We start from the raw sequence: 18358 nt of genomic DNA, 5'->3' as shown, positions 1-18358 counted from the left end.
GCTGCGATGTCCGTCATCGACCCCGCGGTGTCCGTACGGCTCAGCGCGTCGGAGGCGCGTCGGCTGGCCGGGATGCTGGCCGAATCGGCCCACCTGCTGGAGGACTCCGGCCCCCAGCGCCTGTCCGACGAACAGGTGGCGGCCCTGGGCCAGGGCGCCGACCGGACCGAACTGGCGGGCTGGACCCGGGCCCTGGCGGCCGAACTGCGCGCCCAGCGGTGACCGACGCCCGGCCGGCTGCGCACCGGCGGCCCCCGCACGCGCGAGCGGTGCGCGCCCCGGCCGCCCGGACGCGCACCGCTCCCGTGGCGCCTCAGTCGGCGGTGTCGGCCGCGTCGGCCCGCGTCGCCACCGACTTCGCCCAGCGGTAGTCGGCCTTCCCGCTCGGCGAGCGCTGGATCTCCGGCGCGATCACCAACCGGCGCGGGATCTTGTACCCGGCGAGCCGGGTGCGGCAGTGGCGTTGGATCTCCTCCAGCGTGGGCGCCGCGGCCCCCGCCCGGACCTGGACCACCGCCGCCACGCTGCTGCCCCACTTCGGGTCCGCGACCCCGGCGACCAGGGCGTCGTACACGTCGGGGTGCGACTTCAGGGCCTGCTCGACCTCCTCGGGGTAGACCTTCTCGCCGCCCGTGTTGATGCACTGCGAGCCCCGCCCCAGGACCGTGACGATGCCCTCCTCGTCGACGGTCGCCATGTCGCCCAGCAGCACCCACCGCTCCGCCCCCTTGGCGAAGAAGGTCTCGGCGGTCTTGACCGGGTCGTTGTAGTAGCCGAGCGGTACGTGTCCGCGCTGCGCCAGCCGCCCGGGCCGGCCGACCGCCACCGGCTCGTGCGTCACCGGGTCCACCACCTGCGTACGGTCGTTGACCTGGAGGCGGAAGCCCTTCTCGGGGCCCGAGTCGTCGGTGGCGCGGCCGTTCGAGCCGGACTCGGAGGAGCCGAAGTTGTTCAGCAGCACCACGTTCGGCACCAGCCGCCGGAACTCGGCGCGCACCGTCTCCGACATGATCGCGCCCGACGAGGAGACGCTGAACAGAGAGGACAGGTCCGTCCCCTTCAGGGGGCCGTTCAGGGCGTCGATGAGCGGCCGCAACATGGCGTCGCCCACCAGGGAGACGCTCGACACCCTCTCCTTCTCTATGGTGCGCAGCACCTCCTCCGGCGCGTACTTGCGGTGGATGACCACCCGCTGGCCGTAGTTGAAGGCGATGAACGAGGTCAGCGTGGAGGTGCCGTGCATCAGAGGGGGAGCGGGGAAGAAGGTGAGCCCCGCGCCCCGGGCCGCCACCCGCTCGGCCAGTTCCTCAGGCCGCTTCACCGGTTCGCCCGAGGGCTCGCCGCCGAAGAGGCCCGCGAAGAAGAGGTCCTCGGCCCGCCACATGACGCCCTTGGGCATCCCGGTCGTGCCGCCCGTGTAGATGATGAAGAGGTCGTCGGGGCTGCGCGGGGGGAAGTCGCGCGCGGGGGAGCCGGACGCCTCGGCGTCGGCGTACGCGACCGGCGCCGGCGCGGGCTCCGGGGCCCCTTCGGGGACGGACCCGACGCGGACGAGGTGGCGCAGCCGGGGCGTCTGCGGCAGCGCGGCCGCCACCCGCTCGGTGAACTCCCCCTCGAAGACGAGGGCGGCGAGGTCGGCGTCGTTGTAGAGGTAGACCAACTCCTCCTCTACGTAGCGGTAGTTGACGTTCACCGGCACCAGGCGCGCCTTGAGGCAGGCCAGGACGGTCTGGAGGTACTCGACGCCGTTGTAGAGGTGCAGCCCCACGTGCTCGCCCGGCCGCAGCCCGCTGTCCGTCAGGTGGTGCGCGACGCGGTTCGCGGCCGCGTCCAGTTCCGCGTACGTCAGGCGGCGTTCGGCGCCGGTCCCGGGGTGGTCCACGTACACCAGGGCCTCGCGGTCGGGGACCACGTCCACGACCGATTCGAACAGGTCGGCAAGGTTGTACTCCACCGTTCCTCCTGACCCGAAAAATCCCATGGCTGGGCTGCTCGGCGGTCATTAGAGCGCCGCCCGGTCGAAGTGGGAAGGGTGCCCGCCAAGAAATCTGACTGGGTGTCAGGAAACTCTTGAACTGCACCCTCCCCTCCTGCAACCTGTTCTAGGTCTTGAGACGGGAGGACGGCAATGGGTGGGACGGAACACCTGACCGTGGAGCGCCGGGGCGCCACGCTGGTACTCACCATGAACAGGCCGGAGGCGAAGAACGCGCTCTCGCTTCCCCTGCTGGTGGGGCTCCACGACGGCTGGCTCGAAGCGGACGCGGACGACACGGTCCGCTCCGTGGTCCTGACGGGCGCGGGCGGCGACTTCTGCGCCGGCATGGACCTCAAGGCGCTCGCCGGCGGGGGCATGGCGGGCGACCACTATCGGGACCGGCTCAAGGCCGACCCCGACCTCCACTGGAAGGCCATGCTGCGCCACCACCGGCCGCGCAAGCCGGTCATCGCCGCCGTGGAGGGCTACTGCGTGGCGGGCGGGACCGAGATCCTCCAGGGCACGGACATCCGCGTCGCCGGCGCCGGCGCCACCTTCGGACTGTTCGAGGTCAGGCGGGGCCTGTTCCCGATCGGCGGTTCCACCGTCCGCCTGCCCCGCCAGATCCCGCGCACGCACGCGCTGGAGATGCTGCTCACCGGCCGCCCCTACGACGCCGAGGAGGCCGCGCGGATCGGCCTGGTGGGACGGGTGGTGCCCGAGGGGACGGCCCTGGAGGCCGCCCTGGAGATCGCCGAACGGATCAACGCGTGCGGGCCGCTGGCCGTCGAGGCCGTCAAGGCCTCGGTGTACGAGACCGCCGGGATGACCGAGACCGACGGCCTCGCCTCCGAACTGGCGCGCGGGTGGCCCGTCTTCGACACCGCCGACGCGAAGGAGGGGGCGCGGGCCTTCGCCGAGAAGCGCCCGCCGGTCTACCGCCGGGCCTGACGCCCGCCCCGCCCCGCCCCGCGACGCCGCCGCGCCCGCCCCGCACCCCGCACGCGATCCCGCCGGGGACCGCCCCGCACGGCACCCCCGCACCCCCGCACGGCACCGCCCCGCACCGGCGCCCCCGCACGCGCCCCGCCCCCCCCCGCACGGCACCCGCATCGAGCATCGGAGACCACCGTGACCGCCGCGCCCCCACCCGAGGTGCTCCGCGCGCCTCTCGTCGTAGAGTTCCCCTTCACCCGCTCGCTCGGGCCCGTCCAGAGCGCCTTCCTCACCGGGCTGCGCGAACGCGTCGTCCTCGGCGTCAGGACCGGCGACGGCCGGGTGATGGTCCCGCCCGTCGAGTACGACCCCGTCACCGCCGAGGAGATCCGCGAACTCGTCGAGGTCGCCCCCACCGGCACCGTCACCACCTGGGCCTGGAACGGCGCCCCCCGCCCCCACCAGCCCCTCGACACCCCCTTCGCCTGGGCCCTGGTCCGACTCGACGGCGCCGACACCGCGATCCTGCACGCCCTCGACGCCCCCGGCCCCGAAGCCGTCACCACCGGCATGCGGGTCCGGATCCGCTGGGCCGCCGAACGCACCGGCGCCATCACCGACATCGCCTGCTTCGAGCCCGACGCCGAGGAGCCCCCCGGACGCGCCGCCGCCCCGCACGAGGGCCGCTTCGCCGACCCCGTCACCGGCATCGTCGCCGAGGCGCGCCTCGACTACACCTACAGCCCCGGCCGGTCCCAGACCGCCTACATCAACGCCCTCGCCGAGCACCGCACCGTCGGGGAGCGCTGCCCCTCCTGCCACAAGGTGTACGTCCCTCCCCGCGGCGCCTGCCCCACCTGCGGCGTCGCCACCACCGACCGGGTCGAGGTCGGACCGGCCGGCACCGTCACCACCTTCTGCATCGTCAACATCAAGGCCAGGAACCTGGACATCGAAGTCCCCTACGTCTACGCCCACATCGCCCTCGACGGCGCCGACCTCGCCCTCCACGCCCGGATCGGCGGCATCCCGTACGACCGGGTCCGCATGGGCCTGCGCGTCGAACCGGTGTGGACCGAGGGCGGCCGCCACCCCGACCACTACCGCCCCACCGGCGAGCCGGACGCGGACTACGACGCGTACAAGGAGCTCATCTGATGCCCCCGACCGCCACCGGACCCGCCCGCGAGGTCGCCGTCGTCGCGTTCGCGCAGAGCGACCACCTGCGCCGCACCGACGAACTCAGCGAAGTGGAAATGGTCATGCCGGTCCTGCACGAGGTGCTGGACCGGACCGGACTGAAGGCCGGCGAGATCGGCTTCACCTGCTCCGGCTCCAGCGACTACCTCGCGGGCCGCGCCTTCTCCTTCACCATGACCCTCGACGGCGTCGGCGCCTGGCCGCCGATCTCCGAGTCCCACGTCGAGATGGACGGAGCCTGGGCCCTCTACGAGGCCTGGGTCAAGATCCAGACGGGGGAGGCCGACACCGCGCTCGTCTACTCCTACGGGAAGTCCTCCCCGGGCTCCCTGCGCGACGTCCTCACCCGCCAGCTCGACCCCTACTACGTCGCCCCCCTGTGGCCCGACGCGGTCGCCCTCGCCGCGCTCCAGGCCCGCGCCCTGATCGACGCCGGCCACACCGACGAGGACGCCCTCGCCGCGATCGGCGCCCGCAGCCTGGCCGCCGCCGCCGACAACCCGCACGCCCAACTGCGCGGGGCGCCACGGCGCGGCGGACACGAGGTCGCCCCGCTGCGCACCGGCGACTGCCCGCCCGTCGGCGACGGCGCGGCCGCGATCGTCCTGGCCGCCGGCGACACCGCGCGCAGGCTGTGCGCGCGCCCCGCGTGGATCACCGGCATCGACCACCGCATCGAGGCGCACGGCCTGGGCCTGCGCGACCTCACTGACTCCCCGTCCACCCGGCTGGCCGCCGAACGCGCCGGACTCTTCGACGCCCCGGTGGACACGGCCGAACTGCACGCCCCGTTCACCTCCCAGGAGGTCGTCCTGCGCAGGGCCCTCGGCCTCGGCGACGAGGTCGACGTCAACCCGTCCGGCGGGGCGCTCGCCGCCAACCCGATGATGGCCGCCGGCCTCATCCGCATCGGCGAGGCCGCCGCCCGGATCCACCGGGGCGCCTCCGACCGGGCCGTCGCCCACGCCACCTCCGGCCCCTGCCTCCAGCAGAACCTGGTCGCCGTCCTGGAAGGGGACCGAGCATGAGCACATCGGGCAAGGAGCCCGTCGCCGTCGTCGGGATCGGCCAGACCAAACACGTCGCCGCCCGCCACGACGTGTCCATCGCCGGCCTGGTCCGCGAGGCCGCCGCCCGCGCCCTCGCCGACGCCGAACTGACCTGGACGGACATCGACGCCGTCGTCATCGGCAAGGCCCCCGACTTCTTCGAGGGGGTGATGATGCCGGAGCTGTACCTCGCCGACGCCCTCGGCGCCGTCGGCAAACCGATGCTCCGCGTCCACACGGCCGGCTCGGTCGGCGGTTCCACGGCGCTGGTCGCCTCGAACCTCGTCGCCGCCCGCGTCCACCGCACCGTCCTCACCCTCGCCTTCGAGAAGCAGTCCGAGTCCAACGCCATGTGGGGCCTGTCCCTGCCCGTCCCCTTCCAACAGCCGCTGCTCGCGGGCGCCGGCGGGTTCTTCGCCCCGCACGTGCGCGCGTACATGCGGCGCACCGGCGCCCCCGACACCGTCGGCTCGCTCGTCGCCTACAAGGACCGCCGCAACGCGCTGAAGAACCCCTACGCGCACCTCCACGAGCACGACATCACCCTGGAGAAGGTCCAGGCCTCGCCCATGCTGTGGGACCCCATCCGCTACTCCGAGACCTGCCCCTCCTCCGACGGCGCCTGCGCGATGGTCCTCACCGACCGGGCGGGCGCCGCCCGCGCCCCCCGGCCCCCCGCCTGGCTGCACGGCGGGGCCATGCGCAGCGAACCGACGCTCTTCGCCGGCAAGGACTTCGTCTCCCCGCGGGCGGGCAAGGACTGCGCCGCCGACGTCTACCGGCAGGCCGGCGTCACCGACCCGCGCCGGGAGATCGACGCCGTCGAGATGTACGTCCCCTTCTCCTGGTACGAGCCCATGTGGCTGGAGAACCTCGGATTCGCGGAGGAGGGCGAGGGCTGGAAGCTCACCGAGGCCGGGGTCACAGAACTCGACGGGGACCTGCCGGTCAACCCCTCCGGAGGCGTCCTGTCCACCAACCCGATCGGCGCCTCCGGCATGATCCGCTTCGCGGAGGCCGCCCTCCAGGTCCGCGGCGGGGCCGGGGAACACCAGATCCCGGATGCCCGCCGGGCCGTGGGCCACGCCTACGGCGGCGGGGCCCAGTTCTTCGCCATGTGGCTGGTCGGCGCCGAACCGCCGACCACCTGAGGGACCACCTGAGGGAGCACCTGAGGGACCACCCGAAGGATCGCCCGGGCGGCCACCCGAAGGACCACCCGAAGGGCGCCCGATCGGCCACCCGAACGCGGCCGTGCGCCACCCCGACGCCCCACCCGCCGGGGTGACGCACCGTGCCCTGTCCGACACCGCCCGCGATGGCTACCCTGGGCCCCCGGACGACGTACCGGGAGGAGCACGCACGTGGCCGAGAGCATGGTTTCGCGACCCTTCGCCGCCTGGAGCCGCAGGACGCTCGATCTCAGCGGGGCGGACTGGAGGCCGGGCAGCGGCGAGGCGGGCGACGTCCAGATCGCCTTCGTCGAGGGGTTCATCGCGATGCGCAACGCGGAGCGTCCGGACGGCCCGTCGCTGGTCTTCGCACCGGGCGGCTGGCGCAGGTTCGTCCTGAACGCCGGCGGGGGCACGTACGACCGCACCTGACGCCGGCCCCCCAGTGTGCCCGCCCGGCCCGCCGGGCGGGCACACCCCGCCGTCTCCGGGGCCGCCGCGTAGGGTGGGGGCATGAGCGGAGAACGTGACCTGCGGAAACTGCTGAGCGGCATGCGCCCCGAGCTGAACGACGGCAGCTACGTCTTCTGCACCCTCCCCGCCGGCGCCCCCCTGCCGACCGGGCTCGACCCCGTCGCCACCGTCCTGGAGGCCGAGGGCCGCACCCTGGTCCTGCGCCGGGAGGAAGCCGACGCCGCCGGCCTCGCTTACGCCTACACCGCGGGCTGGATCACCCTGCGCGTCCACTCCGCCCTCGACGCCGTCGGCCTCACCGGCGCCTTCGCCGCCGAACTCGCCGCCCACGGCCTCAGCTGCAACGTCATCGCCGGCTACCACCACGACCACCTCTTCGTGCCCGAGGAACGGGCCGCCGAGGCGGTCGCGGTACTGGAGCGACTGGCCATCCGTTCGACTGAATAGCGAAATCCGGAAAACATTCCGATCTTTCCCGACCTCAACCCCTCACCGGCGCGCACGCGGGCGTACGCTGATGCCCCGAACAGGCGTGGGGGGTACCAGCCATGACGGATCGACGGACCCGCACACGGCGCACGATCTTCGAACGCGAAGCCGAACTCGTCGCCGTCGACGAGGCCCTGGACCGGCTCACCGAGCCCGGACCCGAGGCCGGCGGAGGGCTGCTCGCGCTCTCCGGCCCGGCCGGACTGGGCAAGACCACGCTCCTCGCCGAAGTGCGCCGCCGCACCCTCGCCCGCAACTGCACCCTCCTCGCCGCACGCGGCGGCGAACAGGAGCAGAGCCAGCCCTTCCACGTGGCCCGCCAACTGATCCAACCCCAGCTCGCCGGCCGCCCCGAGGCCGACCTGCGCGCCGCCCTCGGCGGCTGGTACGCCATCGTCGGCCCCGCCCTCGGCCTCTGCGCCCCCGAACAGGGCGCCGCACCCGACCCCCAGGGACTGCGCGACGGACTCGACTGGGTGCTCACCCACCTCATCGTGCAACGCCCTCCCGTCGTCCTCGTCCTCGACGACGCCCACTGGGCCGACCCCGAATCCCTCGAATGGCTCGCCGCCTTCGCCCCGCGCGCCGAAAACCTCCCGCTGCTCCTCGTCGTCGCCTACCGCCCCGACGAACTCCCGGCGCACGCGGAGGCCTTCCGCACCCTGCCCGGCCGCGCCGGACGGCGCCCGCTCACCCTCGCCCCGCTGAGCGCGGAGGCCGTGTCCACCCTCGTCCGCGAGGCCGTCGGGGACCACGCCGAGGACGCCTTCTGCCGCGAGGCCTGGGCCGTCACCACCGGCAACCCCTTCGAGGCCGTCGAGCTCACCGCCAAGGTCCGGGCCAAGGGCCTCGACCCCACCGAGGCCAGCGCCCCGCTCCTGCGCGACCTCGCCGCCGCCCAGCGCGGCAGCGGCCTCGTCGCCCGCCTCCACAGCCTCGGCCCCTCCACCGTCCGCTTCGCCTGGGCCTGTGCCGTCCTCGGCACCGCCATACCCCGCGAGATCGCCGCCCGCGTCGCCGGACTCGGCGCCCAGGAGGCCACCGACGCCATGCGCCGCCTTTGGGCCGCCCGCATCCTGGCCGGCCCCGCGGACGAGGAGGAGGGCGGACTGGAGTTCGTCCACCCCCTCATCGCCACCGCCATCTACCGCGCCATCCCCGACGCCCTGCGCGTCGCCCTCCACGGCAGGACCGCGGCCGCCGTCGTCGACGCCGGGCTCGGCTCCGCGGCCGCCGCCCGCCACCTCCTGGAGACCCAGCCCGAGAACGACCCCTGGGTGGTGCGCACCCTGCGCGAGGCCGCCGCCGAGAACCTCCGCTCCGGCGCCCCGGAGGCCGCCCGCAGACAACTGGCCCGCGCACTCCAGGAGCCCCCGGACTTCGACGAACGCGCCGCCGTCCTCTACGAACTCGGCTGCGCCTCCCTGCTCACCGAACCCGCCAACACCGTCAACCACCTGCGGGCCGCCCTCGCCGAACCCGTCGAGGACCCGGCCCTGCGCCAGGGCATCGTCATCCGCCTCGCCCAGGTCCTCGCCCACAGCGACCACCTCCGCGAGGCCTCCGACCTGCTCGCCCGCGAGATACCGCACACCCAGGACGCCCGGGCCCGACTGCGCCTGCAGTCCGAACAGTTCATGTGGGACGCCTTCGACGCCGCCGAACCCGACTCCCCGGCCCGCTCCCGCCGCCTGGCCAAACTCGCCGACCACCTCACCGGCCGCGACCTCACCGAGCGCTACGTCATCGGCCTGCGCGCCTGGGACGCCTGCCTGCGCGGCGAGAACCTCGACGTGGTCCTCCACCACGCCGACCGGGTCCTGGAGACCCCCTTCAGCTGGGCCCACGCCGACCGGGGCTTCGAGGTCCCGGTCCTGGCCGCGATGGTCCACATGTACGCCGACCGGCCCGGCCGCGCCGAGGAACTCTTCGAGGCCGGCACCGCCGAGTTCGAACGCCAGGGCTGGCACGGCGCCCACCTCTCCTTCGCCTACAGCCTGCGCGCCTACATCCGCTACCGGCGCGGACGGCTCGTCGAGGCCGAGGAACTCGCCCGCGCCGGCCTGCGACTCGCCGAGCGCGTGGGTCGCCGTACGCCCGTGCACTGGTACGCCATCGCCATCCTCGTCACCACCCTCATCGCCCGGGGCCGCGTCGACGAGGCCTGGGGACTGGCCCAGGAGCACGAGTACGGGGAGCCCTTCCCCGCGGCCGTCGTCTTCCCCGACTCCCAGACGGTCTACGCCGAACTGCTTCTCGCCCTCGGCGACCGCAAGTCCGCCGCCGTCGAACTGGAGGCCGTGGAGCGACGGTTGACCCCGCGCGGCATCCAGAACCCGGCCTGGTGCCCCTGGCGGCTGCTGCTCGCCCGCGCGGTGGCCCCCGAGGACCCCGCCAGGGCCCGCGAGCTCGCCGCCGAAGCCCTCCGCCGGGCCCGCGCCTTCGGGGCGCCCTCCGCGATCGGGCAGGCCCTGCGCGTCGCGGCCGAGGTCGCCGAACCGCAGGACCGCGTCCCGCTGCTGTGGGAGGCCGTCAACCAGCTGGAGTCCTCCCCGGCCGGCTACGAACTGGCCCGCGCCCTGGGCGCCCTCGGCACGGAACTGCGCGACGCCTCCACCCTCACCCGCGCCCTGCTCACCGCCCGCACCTGCGGGGCCGACGCGCTCACCGCCGGCCTCACCGAACAGCTCATCGGCCTCGGCGGCCCCCTGCCCTCCGACGACGCACCCCCCGCGCCCGCCGAACACTCCCGCACCCCGCGCCCCGTGACCCCCTAGGATTCGCATCCGTTCGCCGCCGGCTCAACCCGGCGCGGCTCCAGCGGTCACGGGGCAGGGTGCCCGTATGGATCACTCGGAACACCTGGACCACCCCGCCCGCGTCGGCCTGTTCCGCGCCGAGGCGGCGGCGTTCGAGAAGGCCGTCCGGCGGGCGGTCGATCCCGGGCGCCGACCGCCGATGGTGCCGTCCTGCCCCGGCTGGTCGGTCTCCGACCTCATCGGGCACCTCGGCGGCGTCCAGCGCTTCCTCACCCACGTCCTGCGCGAACGGCTCGCCGAACCCCCCGCAGACCCCACCGACCCCTCCCTCTACGACCTCCCGGTCGACCCCGCCGACCCCCTCGCCATGGCCGACTGGCCCGTGCCCGGGCGGACCCCCACCACGGCGCCCGTGCCGGCCCCGCTCCTCGACTGGTCCGCCGACGCGGCCCGGAACCTGGCCGACACCCTGGAAGGACTCGGCCCCCACGTCCCGGTCTGGAGCTGGTCCCCCGAGCGCACCAGCGGCTTCTGGCTGCGGATGCAGACCATCGAGCAGGCCGTCCACCGCTGGGACGCCGAAGCGGTCACCGCACCGCCCGCCCCCTTCGACCCCGACCTCGCGGCGGACGCCGTCGCCCAGACGTTCGAGGTGATGGCCCCCGCCCGCCGCGGCTGGACGCAGGCCCCGCCCGGCACGGGGGAGCGCTACCGCTTCCGCCGCACCGACGGCCCCCACCTCTGGACGGTGGAGTTCCGCGGTGACGAGGTCCGCTCCACCCCCGCGGACGACGGCCCCGTCCCCCTGGAGCTCGCGGGCACCGCCTCCGACCTGATGCTGTTCCTCTGGCAACGACGGCCCGCCGACCGGCTCCGCCTCACCGGCGACCCGACGCTCGCGGACCACTGGTTCACCCTGGTCCCTCCCGTCTGACCAGGGCGTCCGCCGCGGGGCAGGCCCCTCGCTCACCCGTAAGGAGCAGCCCCGAGGAGCACCCCGTACGGGCGGATCGCCGGGCCGCCGGCCCGCCGCGCGGCCCCTCCGGTTGTGCGCGGCGCAGGCCGGCCCCCGCGTCGGAAAGGCCGCGCGGCCACGTACCATGGCGGCATGTCCTTCCTCCGCCGCCACCGCGCCGCCACACCCGCCGGCCCGGACTTCGACGTCCTGGCCATGGACCCGGGGGACTGGCCGGGCAACCTCGGAGCCGGGCTGCTGCCCGCCGCCGACGGCAGCTGCCAAGGCGTCTTCCTGCGCTACGACCTCTTCGGCGGTCGCGGCCCCGCGATGATCATCGGAAACCTCCCCGAGGGATCCCCGGCCCGCGACCTCGCCGACGGCGAGGTCCCCTTCGAGGTGGCCCAGCTCCTCGCCGCCCTGGAGAACGACGAGGACGTCGAGGTCACCGGAGCCGAGGACTGCCCCGTCATGCAGGGCGACAACCTCCTCATCGTCCGCAAGATCAAGCTCTCCGAGAGCCGGATCTCCTGCGTGCAGTTCGACCGCAGCGACAACGTCCTCGTGACGATCGCCAGCTGGGACCGGCCGATCACCGACGACCTGTACGCGCTCCTGAAGCCGCTCCCCGCCGAGCTGTTCCAGCAGGGCTGACCGGCGGCCGGGACACCGACCCGCCGCCGTCCGCCACCCCGCCCGCGCCGCCGGGCGGGGGTCCGCACCGTAGACGATCCGACCCGGCGCTACGCGTCCGCGATGTCGTTCGCCGCCACGTAGCCGAACGTCATCGCGGGCCCGATCGTCGAGCCGGCGCCCGCGTAGCTGTGGCCCATCACGGCCGCGCTCGCGTTCCCCGCCGCCCACAGGCCGCGGATCACGGAGCCGTCCTCCCGCAGCGCGCGGGCCCGCGCGTCCGTGACGATCCCGCCCTTCGTCCCGAGGTCCCCGGGGACGATCCGGAAGGCGTAGAACGGGGGCGCCCAGATCGGCGCCAGACACGAGTTCGGCTGTACGTTCGGGTCCGTGTAGTAGTGGTCGTACGCCGTGTCCCCCCGGCGGAAGTCGGTGTCCGTCCCGTTCCACGCCTGCGCGTTGAACCGGTTGAGGGTGGCCCGCAGGGCGCCCGCAGGCACCCCGATCTGCCCCGCCAGCGCGTCCCAGGTCCAGGCCTTGCGCGCCGCTCCCGACTCGAACCAGGCCTCCGGGAAGGGCAGCATCGGGAGGATGTCCTTGAACAGGTACTTGTTGCGGTAGTTCTGATCCACGATCAGCCAGGCCGGGATGTGCGAACCCGCCGCCGCGCGGTCCTTCTCGTACATCACGTGCACCACGTCGCTGTACGGCGCGGCCTCGTTCACGAACCGGGTCCCCGCCCGGTTCACGATCAGGCCGCCCGGCAGGGTCCGCTCCGCCAGACAGAAGTACGGTTCCCCGGGCAGCGGGATCGACGGACCCCACCAGGCGTCCTCCATCAACGCCAGCGCCGCGCCCGCCCGTTCGCCGGCCCGGATGCCGTCCCCGGTGTTCTCCTTCGCGCCCACCGACCACTGCGTGCCGATCGGCTGCTGCTGGTACCGCTCGCGCATCTCCGCGTTGTGCTCGAACCCGCCCGAGCCGATGACCACCCCCTTGCGGGCCCGTACGACGCCCCGTACGCCCTCCTTCTCCACCACGACCCCGGTCACCGCGCCCGCCTCCCGCACCAGGTCCACCAGCGGGCTGTTCAGCCACACCGGAACGCCGGCCCGCAGCAGGCCCGCCCGCAGCCCCGCGGCCAGGGCCTGACCCATCGTCAGTGGCTTCTCCCCGCGCAGGGCGGCTTTCGTCCCGCGCGCGAGGCACTCGGTGGACACCGCGAGACCCCGCGCGCTCACGGCCGCCAGGTTGAGCCACTTGTAGTCCTGGCTGAACACCACCATCCCGGCCGGAACCGGCATGTAGGCCGGGTTCAGCCGCGCCAGTTCGGCGCCCAGGATGTTGCCGTCGATCTGGTCCGGCTCGATGGAGCGGCCGTTCGGCAGCCCGCCCGGCAGGTTCGGGTAGTAGTCGCTGTAGCCGTCCATGAACCGGAACCTCAGCGGACTGTTCGCCATGACGAAGTCCAGCATCCGCGGCCCGTTGGCCAGGAAGGCCCGACGCCGGTCCGCCGGCACCTCCGGGCCGACCACCGCCTCCAGGTACCGCTCCGCCTTCTCCGGGGTGTCCGGAACGCCCGCCCCGAGGATCACCGAATTGTTCGGCAGCCAGATGCCGGCCCCCGAGCGGGCGGCCGAACCGCCGAAGGTCGGCGCCTTCTCGACCACCAGCACGCTGAGCCCCCGCTTCGCGACGGTCAGCGCGGCGGTCATCCCCGCGGCGCCCGAGCCGACCACCACCACGTCGTACTCGCCGAGCGGGCCGTCGGCCGCCCGCGCGACGGCGCCGGGCAACAGGCCGGCGGCGAGCACCCCGGCCCCCGTTCCGGCGAGCACCGTCCGACGGGACGGCAGGGCGGGGCGGGCGCGATCCGGACTCTCGGTCATGGGCAGGCTCCAACCGCTCGGGCGAGAAGGGGACGGCGCCAGCAATTCTGATGCCGAGTCAGAAAAGGTGTTCGGGGGATCATGTGATGTCAAGGCCCGCGCGCCACCCCCGCGAGCGCGGCGCCGGCGCGGCGCGGGCGCCCGGAGCCGTGGCGCGCGCATGCGAAAACGCCCGTGGCCCGCACGGGACGCGTGCGGGCCACGGGATCGCTGGGCGAGGAGGGGGTCAGCGGGTGCCGACGGCCGCCCGGACCGCCCTGCGGGCCATCCCGGCGTCGTCGTGCAGGCGGCGCAGCAGCAGGCGCTGTTCCTCCCCGCAGGACAGGGCCCCCACGGGCAACGGCCGGTCGGGGGCGGTGGCCAGCATCGAGCGCTGCACCGCCGTCTCGGACATCCGGATCTCCCTCGTCAGCACCAGCATCAGGTTCACCAGGAAGGCGTCCCGGGCCACCGGGCCCGCCGACTGGGCGAGCCGGCTGATCTGGGCGCGTGCCGCCGGCGCGTCACCCAGGACCGCCCACAGCGTGGCCAGGTCGTAGCCCGGCAGGTACCAGCCCGCGTGTTCCCAGTCGAGGAGCACCGGCCCGGCGGGGGAGAGCAACAGGTTCGACAGCAGCGCGTCACCGTGGTTGAACTGCCACGGAGTCCCCGCCACCCGCACCCCGTGCAGCAGCTTCTGGAGGTCGCCGAAGTCCCGGTCGGTCAGCAGCCCCAGCTCGTGGTCCCGCGTGATCCGACGGGCGTAGTCCACCGGCTGGCCGAACAGCTCCGCCGGCGGTCGCCACTGGTTGACCCGGCACACGGCGCCCAGTGCCGTCCGCACGTCAGGCCTCGGCGGGGTCTCGACGGGATGCCGCTGAAGGGCCGCGACCCGCCCCGCCATCCGTTCCACGACCAGGACGCAGTTCTCCGGGTCCGCGGCGATCAGCCGGGGCACCCGGACCGGCGGGCGGTGCCGGACGAACGCCCGGTACGTCGCTATTTCGTGCCGGTACCGCTCGCGCCACTCGGGCGAATGATCCAGTAAAACCTTCGCGACGACGGTCGTCCGACCCGTGGTGCCCACCAGCAGCACCGAACGGCCGCTGCGCCGCAGCACTTGCACCGGCGCGAACTCCGGACAGATCCGCTGGACCGACGCGAGCGCGGTGCGCAACTGCGCCCCCTGCGGGCCGGACAGGTCGAGTCTTCCGCTCAGCGGCTGCGGTCCGGCACCCGGCAACCGCCGGGAGCGCACGGCGCCCTGCACCGGAGGGGTCGGGCGTCCGGGTTCGAGGTAGGGGCCGCCGCCCGCCTGGAGCGTGCGGTGCGACCGGACCGGGGCGGACACGGAGGACGTTGCTGCGTACATGGCGTTTACGGTTCCCTTCGTGCGCCGACGAGTTGCGTACGCCACCCCGCCGATCCCGTACTTCACCCTGGGGAGTTCCGCCGGTGACCGGGGCGGGGAGGCGCATTCCTACCTGACACCCGGCGGTCCCTGGCGAACCACCGGGCGTGCCCTGGCGAACCCTGGCGAATAGTCCCCGGTCACCTGACGGGGGGCTACTGTCAACTCAGCCGAGAACCTGGGGGCTTGACGTGAGCAAGGGTCCAAACACCCGTCTGAACGACCTGTTCGGCCTGGCCGGCTGGTCCAAGGGCGAACTGGCGAGGATGGTCAACCGGCAGGCGGCCGCCATGGGCCACCACCAGCTGGCCACCGACACCTCGCGGGTGCGGCGCTGGATCGACATGGGGGAGACCCCGCGCGAGCCGGTGCCCACGGTACTGGCAGCACTGTTCACCGAGCGGCTCGGTCGTGTCGTGACCATCGAGGACCTCGGGTTCGTACGGCAGCGGCGCACCACCAAGAGGCAGCCGGACGGGGCGAAGGAGAACCCCGACGGCGTGCCCTGGGCGCCCGAACGCACAGCCGCGGTCCTCACCGAATTCACGGGAATGGACCTCATGCTCAACCGTCGCGGTCTGATGGGCGCGGGAGCCGCGCTCACCGCCGGCTCCGTCCTCAGCAACGCCATGTACGACTGGCTGCACACCGACCCCGCCGCGGGCGTGCCCGCGCAGCGCTTCGGCGACTCCTACCAGGCCGATCCGGCGGGTTACGACCGCTACGAGGCCGCCCCCATCGGCTCCCAGGAGATCGAGGCCCTGGAGCGTTCCGTCGAGGTCTTCCGCGCCTGGGACGCGTCCAGAGGCGGCGGACTCCAGCGCAAGGCCGTGGTCGGCCAGCTCAACGAGGTGGGCGGCATGCTCGCCTACCACCACCCCGACCACCTCCAGCGGCGGCTGTGGGGGGTGGCGGCCAACCTGGCGGTGCTGGCGGGCTGGATGTCGCACGACGTCGGCCTCGAACCGACCGCGCAGAAGTACTTCGTCATCGCCGCGCACGCGGCCCGCGAGGGCGGCGACCGCCCGCGCGCCGGCGAGGCCCTGTCCCGGGCCGCCCGCCAGATGGTCCACCTGGGCAAGCCGGGAGAGGCCCTGGACCTGATGAAGCTCGCGAAGTCCGGTTCGGGCGAGCAGACCCTGCCGCGCACCCGCGCCATGCTGCACACCATCGAGGCCTGGGCGCAGGCCGCCATGGGCAAGGGGCAGGCCATGCGCCGCACGCTGGGCGAGGCCGAGGACCTGTTCGTCTCCGACAAGGGCGACGTACCGCCGCCCTCGTGGATGCAGCACTTCGACGAGGCCGACCTCCACGGGATGCAGGCCCTGGCGTACCGGACCCTCGCCGACCACGACGCCTCGGCGGCGCCGGTGGCCGCGCGCCACGCCCGCGAGGCGCTGCGGCTGCGCGGCGACGGCTACCAGCGCTCGCAGATCTTCGACTACATCTCGATGGCGTCGGCCTGCTTCATCGCGGACGACCCGGAACAGGCCGACCGTTACGCCCGGTTGGCCCTGGTCTCCATGAACGAGACCTCCTCCCACCGCACGTGGGACCGACTGCGCGAGATGTACCGGCTCACCGGCCAGTACGCCGGCTACGCGCGCATCGAGGACCTGCGCGAGGAGATCAAGCAGGCCCTCCCGAACAGCCCTTCGCCGCTGGAGCGGGGTGCGGTGATCTGAGTGGCTCCGGACGGCAGACCGCATCCGGAACGCGAGGAGGGCCGCACCCCGCGGGGCGCGGCCCTCGAATCCCGGTGACGGGTCGACCGTCCCGTCGACCGTCCGCCCGTGCCGGAGTCAGCCGCCGATCCGGGCGACGAGCACGCACGCGTCGTCCTCGCGCTCGCTCTCGCCGAACTCCTCCGTCACCATCCGCACGCAGTCCCGCGCCGAACGCGCGACGGTGAGGCGGGGCGCCATGGCGAGGAGCCGCTCGGTCGCGTCGGCCCGGCTGAACTCGATGCTGCGCGGGGTGAGTCCGTCGGTGTACAGGACGAGTACGTCGCCCTCCTCCAGCCGTTCCTCGGCCTGCCCGTACGCCGCCCCGGAGGTGGCCCCCAGCAGGACGCCCTCGGGGGGTTGCAGCGCGCGACCCTGCCCCCGGCGGAACAGCAGGGGCGCGGGGTGTCCGGCCTGCGCCCAGGTGAGCACGCGGCGGGCGGGGTCGTAGCGGCAGCAGACGGCGGAGCCCAGGGCGGGCTGGACGGAGGCCTCCAGCAACTGGTTGAGCCACCCCATCAGGGGGCCCGGCTCGATGCCGGCCATGGCCATCCCGCGCAGGGCGCCGAGCATCATCGCCATCCCGGAGGTGGCGGTGACCCCGTGTCCGGTCAGGTCGCCGACCGTCAGGAGGGAGCGCCCGTCGGGGAGTTCGAGGGCGTCGTACCAGTCGCCGCCGATGAGCGCGCTGGTCGAGGAGGGGAGGTAGTGCGCGGCGACGTCCATCGCGCCCGCGTGGTCGTGCGGGAACCGCAGGGAGCCGCGCCACGGGGGGAGCACGGCTTCCTGCAGTTCGACCGCCAGCCGGTGCTCCGTCTGCGCGATCTCCCGCCGGCGCTGGAGCGAGTCGCGTGACTCGCGCACCGCCCGCTGGCTCCTGCGCAGTTCGCTCACGTCCCGCAGCACGGCCCACATGGAGGCCGTGCAGCCGTCGGAGTCGAGGACCGGCTCGCCCCTCATGTGGAGCGTCCGGACGCGGCCGTCGGCCCGGACGATCCTGAACTCCCCGTCTATCGGCTTCCCGTCGACCAGGCAGTCGGTCACCATCGCGGTGAGCAGCGGCTGGTCCTCGGAGAACAGGGTGGAGCCCAGTTCGTCGAGGGGGAGCGGGCCGGACTCGGGGGAGCGGCCGAAGATCTGGAAGAGTTCCTCGGACCAGGTGACCTCGTCCGTCAGCAGGTTCCACTCGGCGCTGCCGACGCGGGTCTGGCGGTCCTCGGGCGCGGACTCCGGGGGCGCCTGCGGCACTTCCGCCCGGTCGGGAACGGGCGGAAGCCCCTCCTTGAGCTGGCCCAGGTGCTGGCCCAGGTCGTCGAGGTGGTGGACGGCCAGGTCGCACAGCGCCCGCTGCCAACGGCCCTGGGCGTCGTCGTCGTCGACGACGGTGTCGCGGCGCACCGCGTCCACTTCTCCGCGCAGCCGGCGGGTCTGCGAGATCAGGGCGTCCACCGACCCGGGCTCTGGCGGCTGCGCGGGACGGTCCGCGTACAGGTGGGAGGGCATGAGGACTCCGATACAGGCGCGGCACGGCCAGGTCTGAAAGAAGGACCGGTTACGACTGTTGCACAGCGGGCGATGGCCTGTAAGGCGTTTGGCAACATCCGTAACGTTCTTGCTCGGGGCATATGCCCCGGGCCTCCCCGTCCGGCTTGTCCCTGTGCGAACGAATCCGGTCAGCCGAGGTCGGGCCCGCATCCACGGGCCCGACCG

The 18358-nt window shown here is 73.8% G+C and carries 15 protein-coding genes; 11 read left to right on the top strand and 4 right to left on the bottom strand.

Annotated elements, in window-relative coordinates; genetic code table 11:
• The first annotated feature begins 6 nt into the window (after nucleotides 1-6).
• Nucleotides 7-222 carry a hypothetical protein gene (locus tag AB0D01_RS07680; RefSeq protein ID WP_363054146.1) on the top strand — a complete coding sequence of 72 codons (216 nt, stop codon included), beginning with the start codon at nucleotides 7-9 and terminating at the stop codon, nucleotides 220-222.
• Between the two features lie 91 nt (nucleotides 223-313).
• On the opposite strand, the gene AB0D01_RS07675 is transcribed toward AB0D01_RS07680, so the two are convergent.
• Nucleotides 314-1954: an acyl-CoA synthetase gene (locus tag AB0D01_RS07675; protein ID WP_363054145.1), complete on the bottom strand. Its 1641-nt coding sequence runs from the start codon at nucleotides 1952-1954 to the stop codon at nucleotides 314-316.
• Nucleotides 1955-2128: 174 nt separating this feature from the next.
• On the opposite strand from AB0D01_RS07675, the gene AB0D01_RS07670 reads away from it, so the two are divergent.
• The 9 genes from AB0D01_RS07670 to AB0D01_RS07630 all read left to right on the top strand — a co-directional run bounded on the left by AB0D01_RS07670 (nucleotide 2129) and on the right by AB0D01_RS07630 (nucleotide 11666).
• Nucleotides 2129-2929, top strand: coding sequence for a crotonase/enoyl-CoA hydratase family protein (locus AB0D01_RS07670; RefSeq protein WP_363054144.1), 801 nt, complete (start codon nucleotides 2129-2131; stop codon nucleotides 2927-2929).
• A gap of 180 nt (nucleotides 2930-3109) precedes the next feature.
• Entirely contained in the window at nucleotides 3110-4072 is a 963-nt protein-coding gene (locus tag AB0D01_RS07665) for an OB-fold domain-containing protein (RefSeq protein WP_363054143.1), read from the top strand.
• Complete coding sequence (locus tag AB0D01_RS07660) at nucleotides 4072-5142, top strand: thiolase domain-containing protein (RefSeq protein ID WP_363054142.1); 1071 nt, start codon at nucleotides 4072-4074, stop codon at nucleotides 5140-5142. Before AB0D01_RS07665 ends, AB0D01_RS07660 begins: the two co-directional genes overlap by 1 nt.
• Nucleotides 5139-6314, top strand: a complete 1176-nt coding sequence (locus AB0D01_RS07655; protein WP_363054141.1) for a thiolase domain-containing protein — start codon at nucleotides 5139-5141, stop codon at nucleotides 6312-6314. The genes AB0D01_RS07660 and AB0D01_RS07655 overlap by 4 nt, the downstream gene beginning before the upstream one ends.
• Before the next feature lie 213 nt (nucleotides 6315-6527).
• The gene (locus AB0D01_RS07650) at nucleotides 6528-6767 is read left to right on the top strand and encodes a DUF397 domain-containing protein (RefSeq protein ID WP_363054140.1); all 240 of its coding nucleotides are present in this window, start codon (nucleotides 6528-6530) and stop codon (nucleotides 6765-6767) included.
• 81 nt (nucleotides 6768-6848) lie between these two features.
• Nucleotides 6849-7256, top strand: coding sequence for an ACT domain-containing protein (locus AB0D01_RS07645; RefSeq protein ID WP_363054139.1), 408 nt, complete (start codon nucleotides 6849-6851; stop codon nucleotides 7254-7256).
• Between the two features lie 101 nt (nucleotides 7257-7357).
• Nucleotides 7358-10075, top strand: a complete 2718-nt coding sequence (locus AB0D01_RS07640) for an AAA family ATPase (protein ID WP_363054138.1) — start codon at nucleotides 7358-7360, stop codon at nucleotides 10073-10075.
• 67 nt (nucleotides 10076-10142) lie between these two features.
• The gene (locus tag AB0D01_RS07635; RefSeq protein WP_363054137.1) at nucleotides 10143-10991 is read left to right on the top strand and encodes a maleylpyruvate isomerase family mycothiol-dependent enzyme; all 849 of its coding nucleotides are present in this window, start codon (nucleotides 10143-10145) and stop codon (nucleotides 10989-10991) included.
• A 174-nt stretch (nucleotides 10992-11165) separates the two neighbouring features.
• Nucleotides 11166-11666 (top strand): hypothetical protein, encoded by a 501-nt coding sequence (locus AB0D01_RS07630; protein ID WP_363054136.1) that lies wholly within the window; start codon nucleotides 11166-11168, stop codon nucleotides 11664-11666.
• A gap of 89 nt (nucleotides 11667-11755) precedes the next feature.
• Here the strand turns inward: AB0D01_RS07630 and kstD are convergent, their stop codons facing one another.
• Nucleotides 11756-13534 (bottom strand): 3-oxosteroid 1-dehydrogenase, encoded by a 1779-nt coding sequence (gene kstD / locus AB0D01_RS07625; RefSeq protein WP_363054135.1) that lies wholly within the window; start codon nucleotides 13532-13534, stop codon nucleotides 11756-11758.
• 226 nt (nucleotides 13535-13760) lie between these two features.
• Nucleotides 13761-14885: an aminoglycoside phosphotransferase family protein gene (locus AB0D01_RS07620; protein WP_363054134.1), complete on the bottom strand. Its 1125-nt coding sequence runs from the start codon at nucleotides 14883-14885 to the stop codon at nucleotides 13761-13763.
• A gap of 230 nt (nucleotides 14886-15115) precedes the next feature.
• Between AB0D01_RS07620 and AB0D01_RS07615 the strand changes: the two genes are divergently transcribed.
• The gene (locus AB0D01_RS07615) at nucleotides 15116-16609 is read left to right on the top strand and encodes a hypothetical protein (protein WP_363054132.1); all 1494 of its coding nucleotides are present in this window, start codon (nucleotides 15116-15118) and stop codon (nucleotides 16607-16609) included.
• A gap of 117 nt (nucleotides 16610-16726) precedes the next feature.
• On the opposite strand, the gene AB0D01_RS07610 is transcribed toward AB0D01_RS07615, so the two are convergent.
• The gene (locus tag AB0D01_RS07610) at nucleotides 16727-18151 is read right to left on the bottom strand and encodes a SpoIIE family protein phosphatase (protein WP_363054131.1); all 1425 of its coding nucleotides are present in this window, start codon (nucleotides 18149-18151) and stop codon (nucleotides 16727-16729) included.
• Nucleotides 18152-18358: the final 207 nt, after the last annotated feature.

Source organism: Streptomyces sp. NPDC048606 (genome assembly GCF_040650855.1).
GTDB lineage: Bacteria > Actinomycetota > Actinomycetes > Streptomycetales > Streptomycetaceae > Streptomyces.
Note: the sequence above shows the minus strand (reverse complement) of the source record. Positions and strands in the feature narration are given on the sequence as shown.

What these genes read in the sequence shown, in the direction of transcription:
- AB0D01_RS07680 (WP_363054146.1), top strand. Translation starts at nt 7, where the DNA reads ATGTCCGTCATCGACCCCGCGGTGTCCGTACGGCTCAGCGCGTCGGAG.
- AB0D01_RS07670 (WP_363054144.1), top strand. Translation starts at nt 2,129, where the DNA reads ATGGGTGGGACGGAACACCTGACCGTGGAGCGCCGGGGCGCCACGCTG.
- AB0D01_RS07660 (WP_363054142.1), top strand. Translation starts at nt 4,072, where the DNA reads ATGCCCCCGACCGCCACCGGACCCGCCCGCGAGGTCGCCGTCGTCGCG.
- AB0D01_RS07655 (WP_363054141.1), top strand. Translation starts at nt 5,139, where the DNA reads ATGAGCACATCGGGCAAGGAGCCCGTCGCCGTCGTCGGGATCGGCCAG.
- AB0D01_RS07645 (WP_363054139.1), top strand. Translation starts at nt 6,849, where the DNA reads ATGAGCGGAGAACGTGACCTGCGGAAACTGCTGAGCGGCATGCGCCCC.
- AB0D01_RS07640 (WP_363054138.1), top strand. Translation starts at nt 7,358, where the DNA reads ATGACGGATCGACGGACCCGCACACGGCGCACGATCTTCGAACGCGAA.
- AB0D01_RS07635 (WP_363054137.1), top strand. Translation starts at nt 10,143, where the DNA reads ATGGATCACTCGGAACACCTGGACCACCCCGCCCGCGTCGGCCTGTTC.
- AB0D01_RS07630 (WP_363054136.1), top strand. Translation starts at nt 11,166, where the DNA reads ATGTCCTTCCTCCGCCGCCACCGCGCCGCCACACCCGCCGGCCCGGAC.
- kstD (WP_363054135.1), bottom strand. Translation starts at nt 13,534, where the DNA reads ATGACCGAGAGTCCGGATCGCGCCCGCCCCGCCCTGCCGTCCCGTCGG.
- AB0D01_RS07620 (WP_363054134.1), bottom strand. Translation starts at nt 14,885, where the DNA reads ATGTACGCAGCAACGTCCTCCGTGTCCGCCCCGGTCCGGTCGCACCGC.
- AB0D01_RS07610 (WP_363054131.1), bottom strand. Translation starts at nt 18,151, where the DNA reads ATGCCCTCCCACCTGTACGCGGACCGTCCCGCGCAGCCGCCAGAGCCC.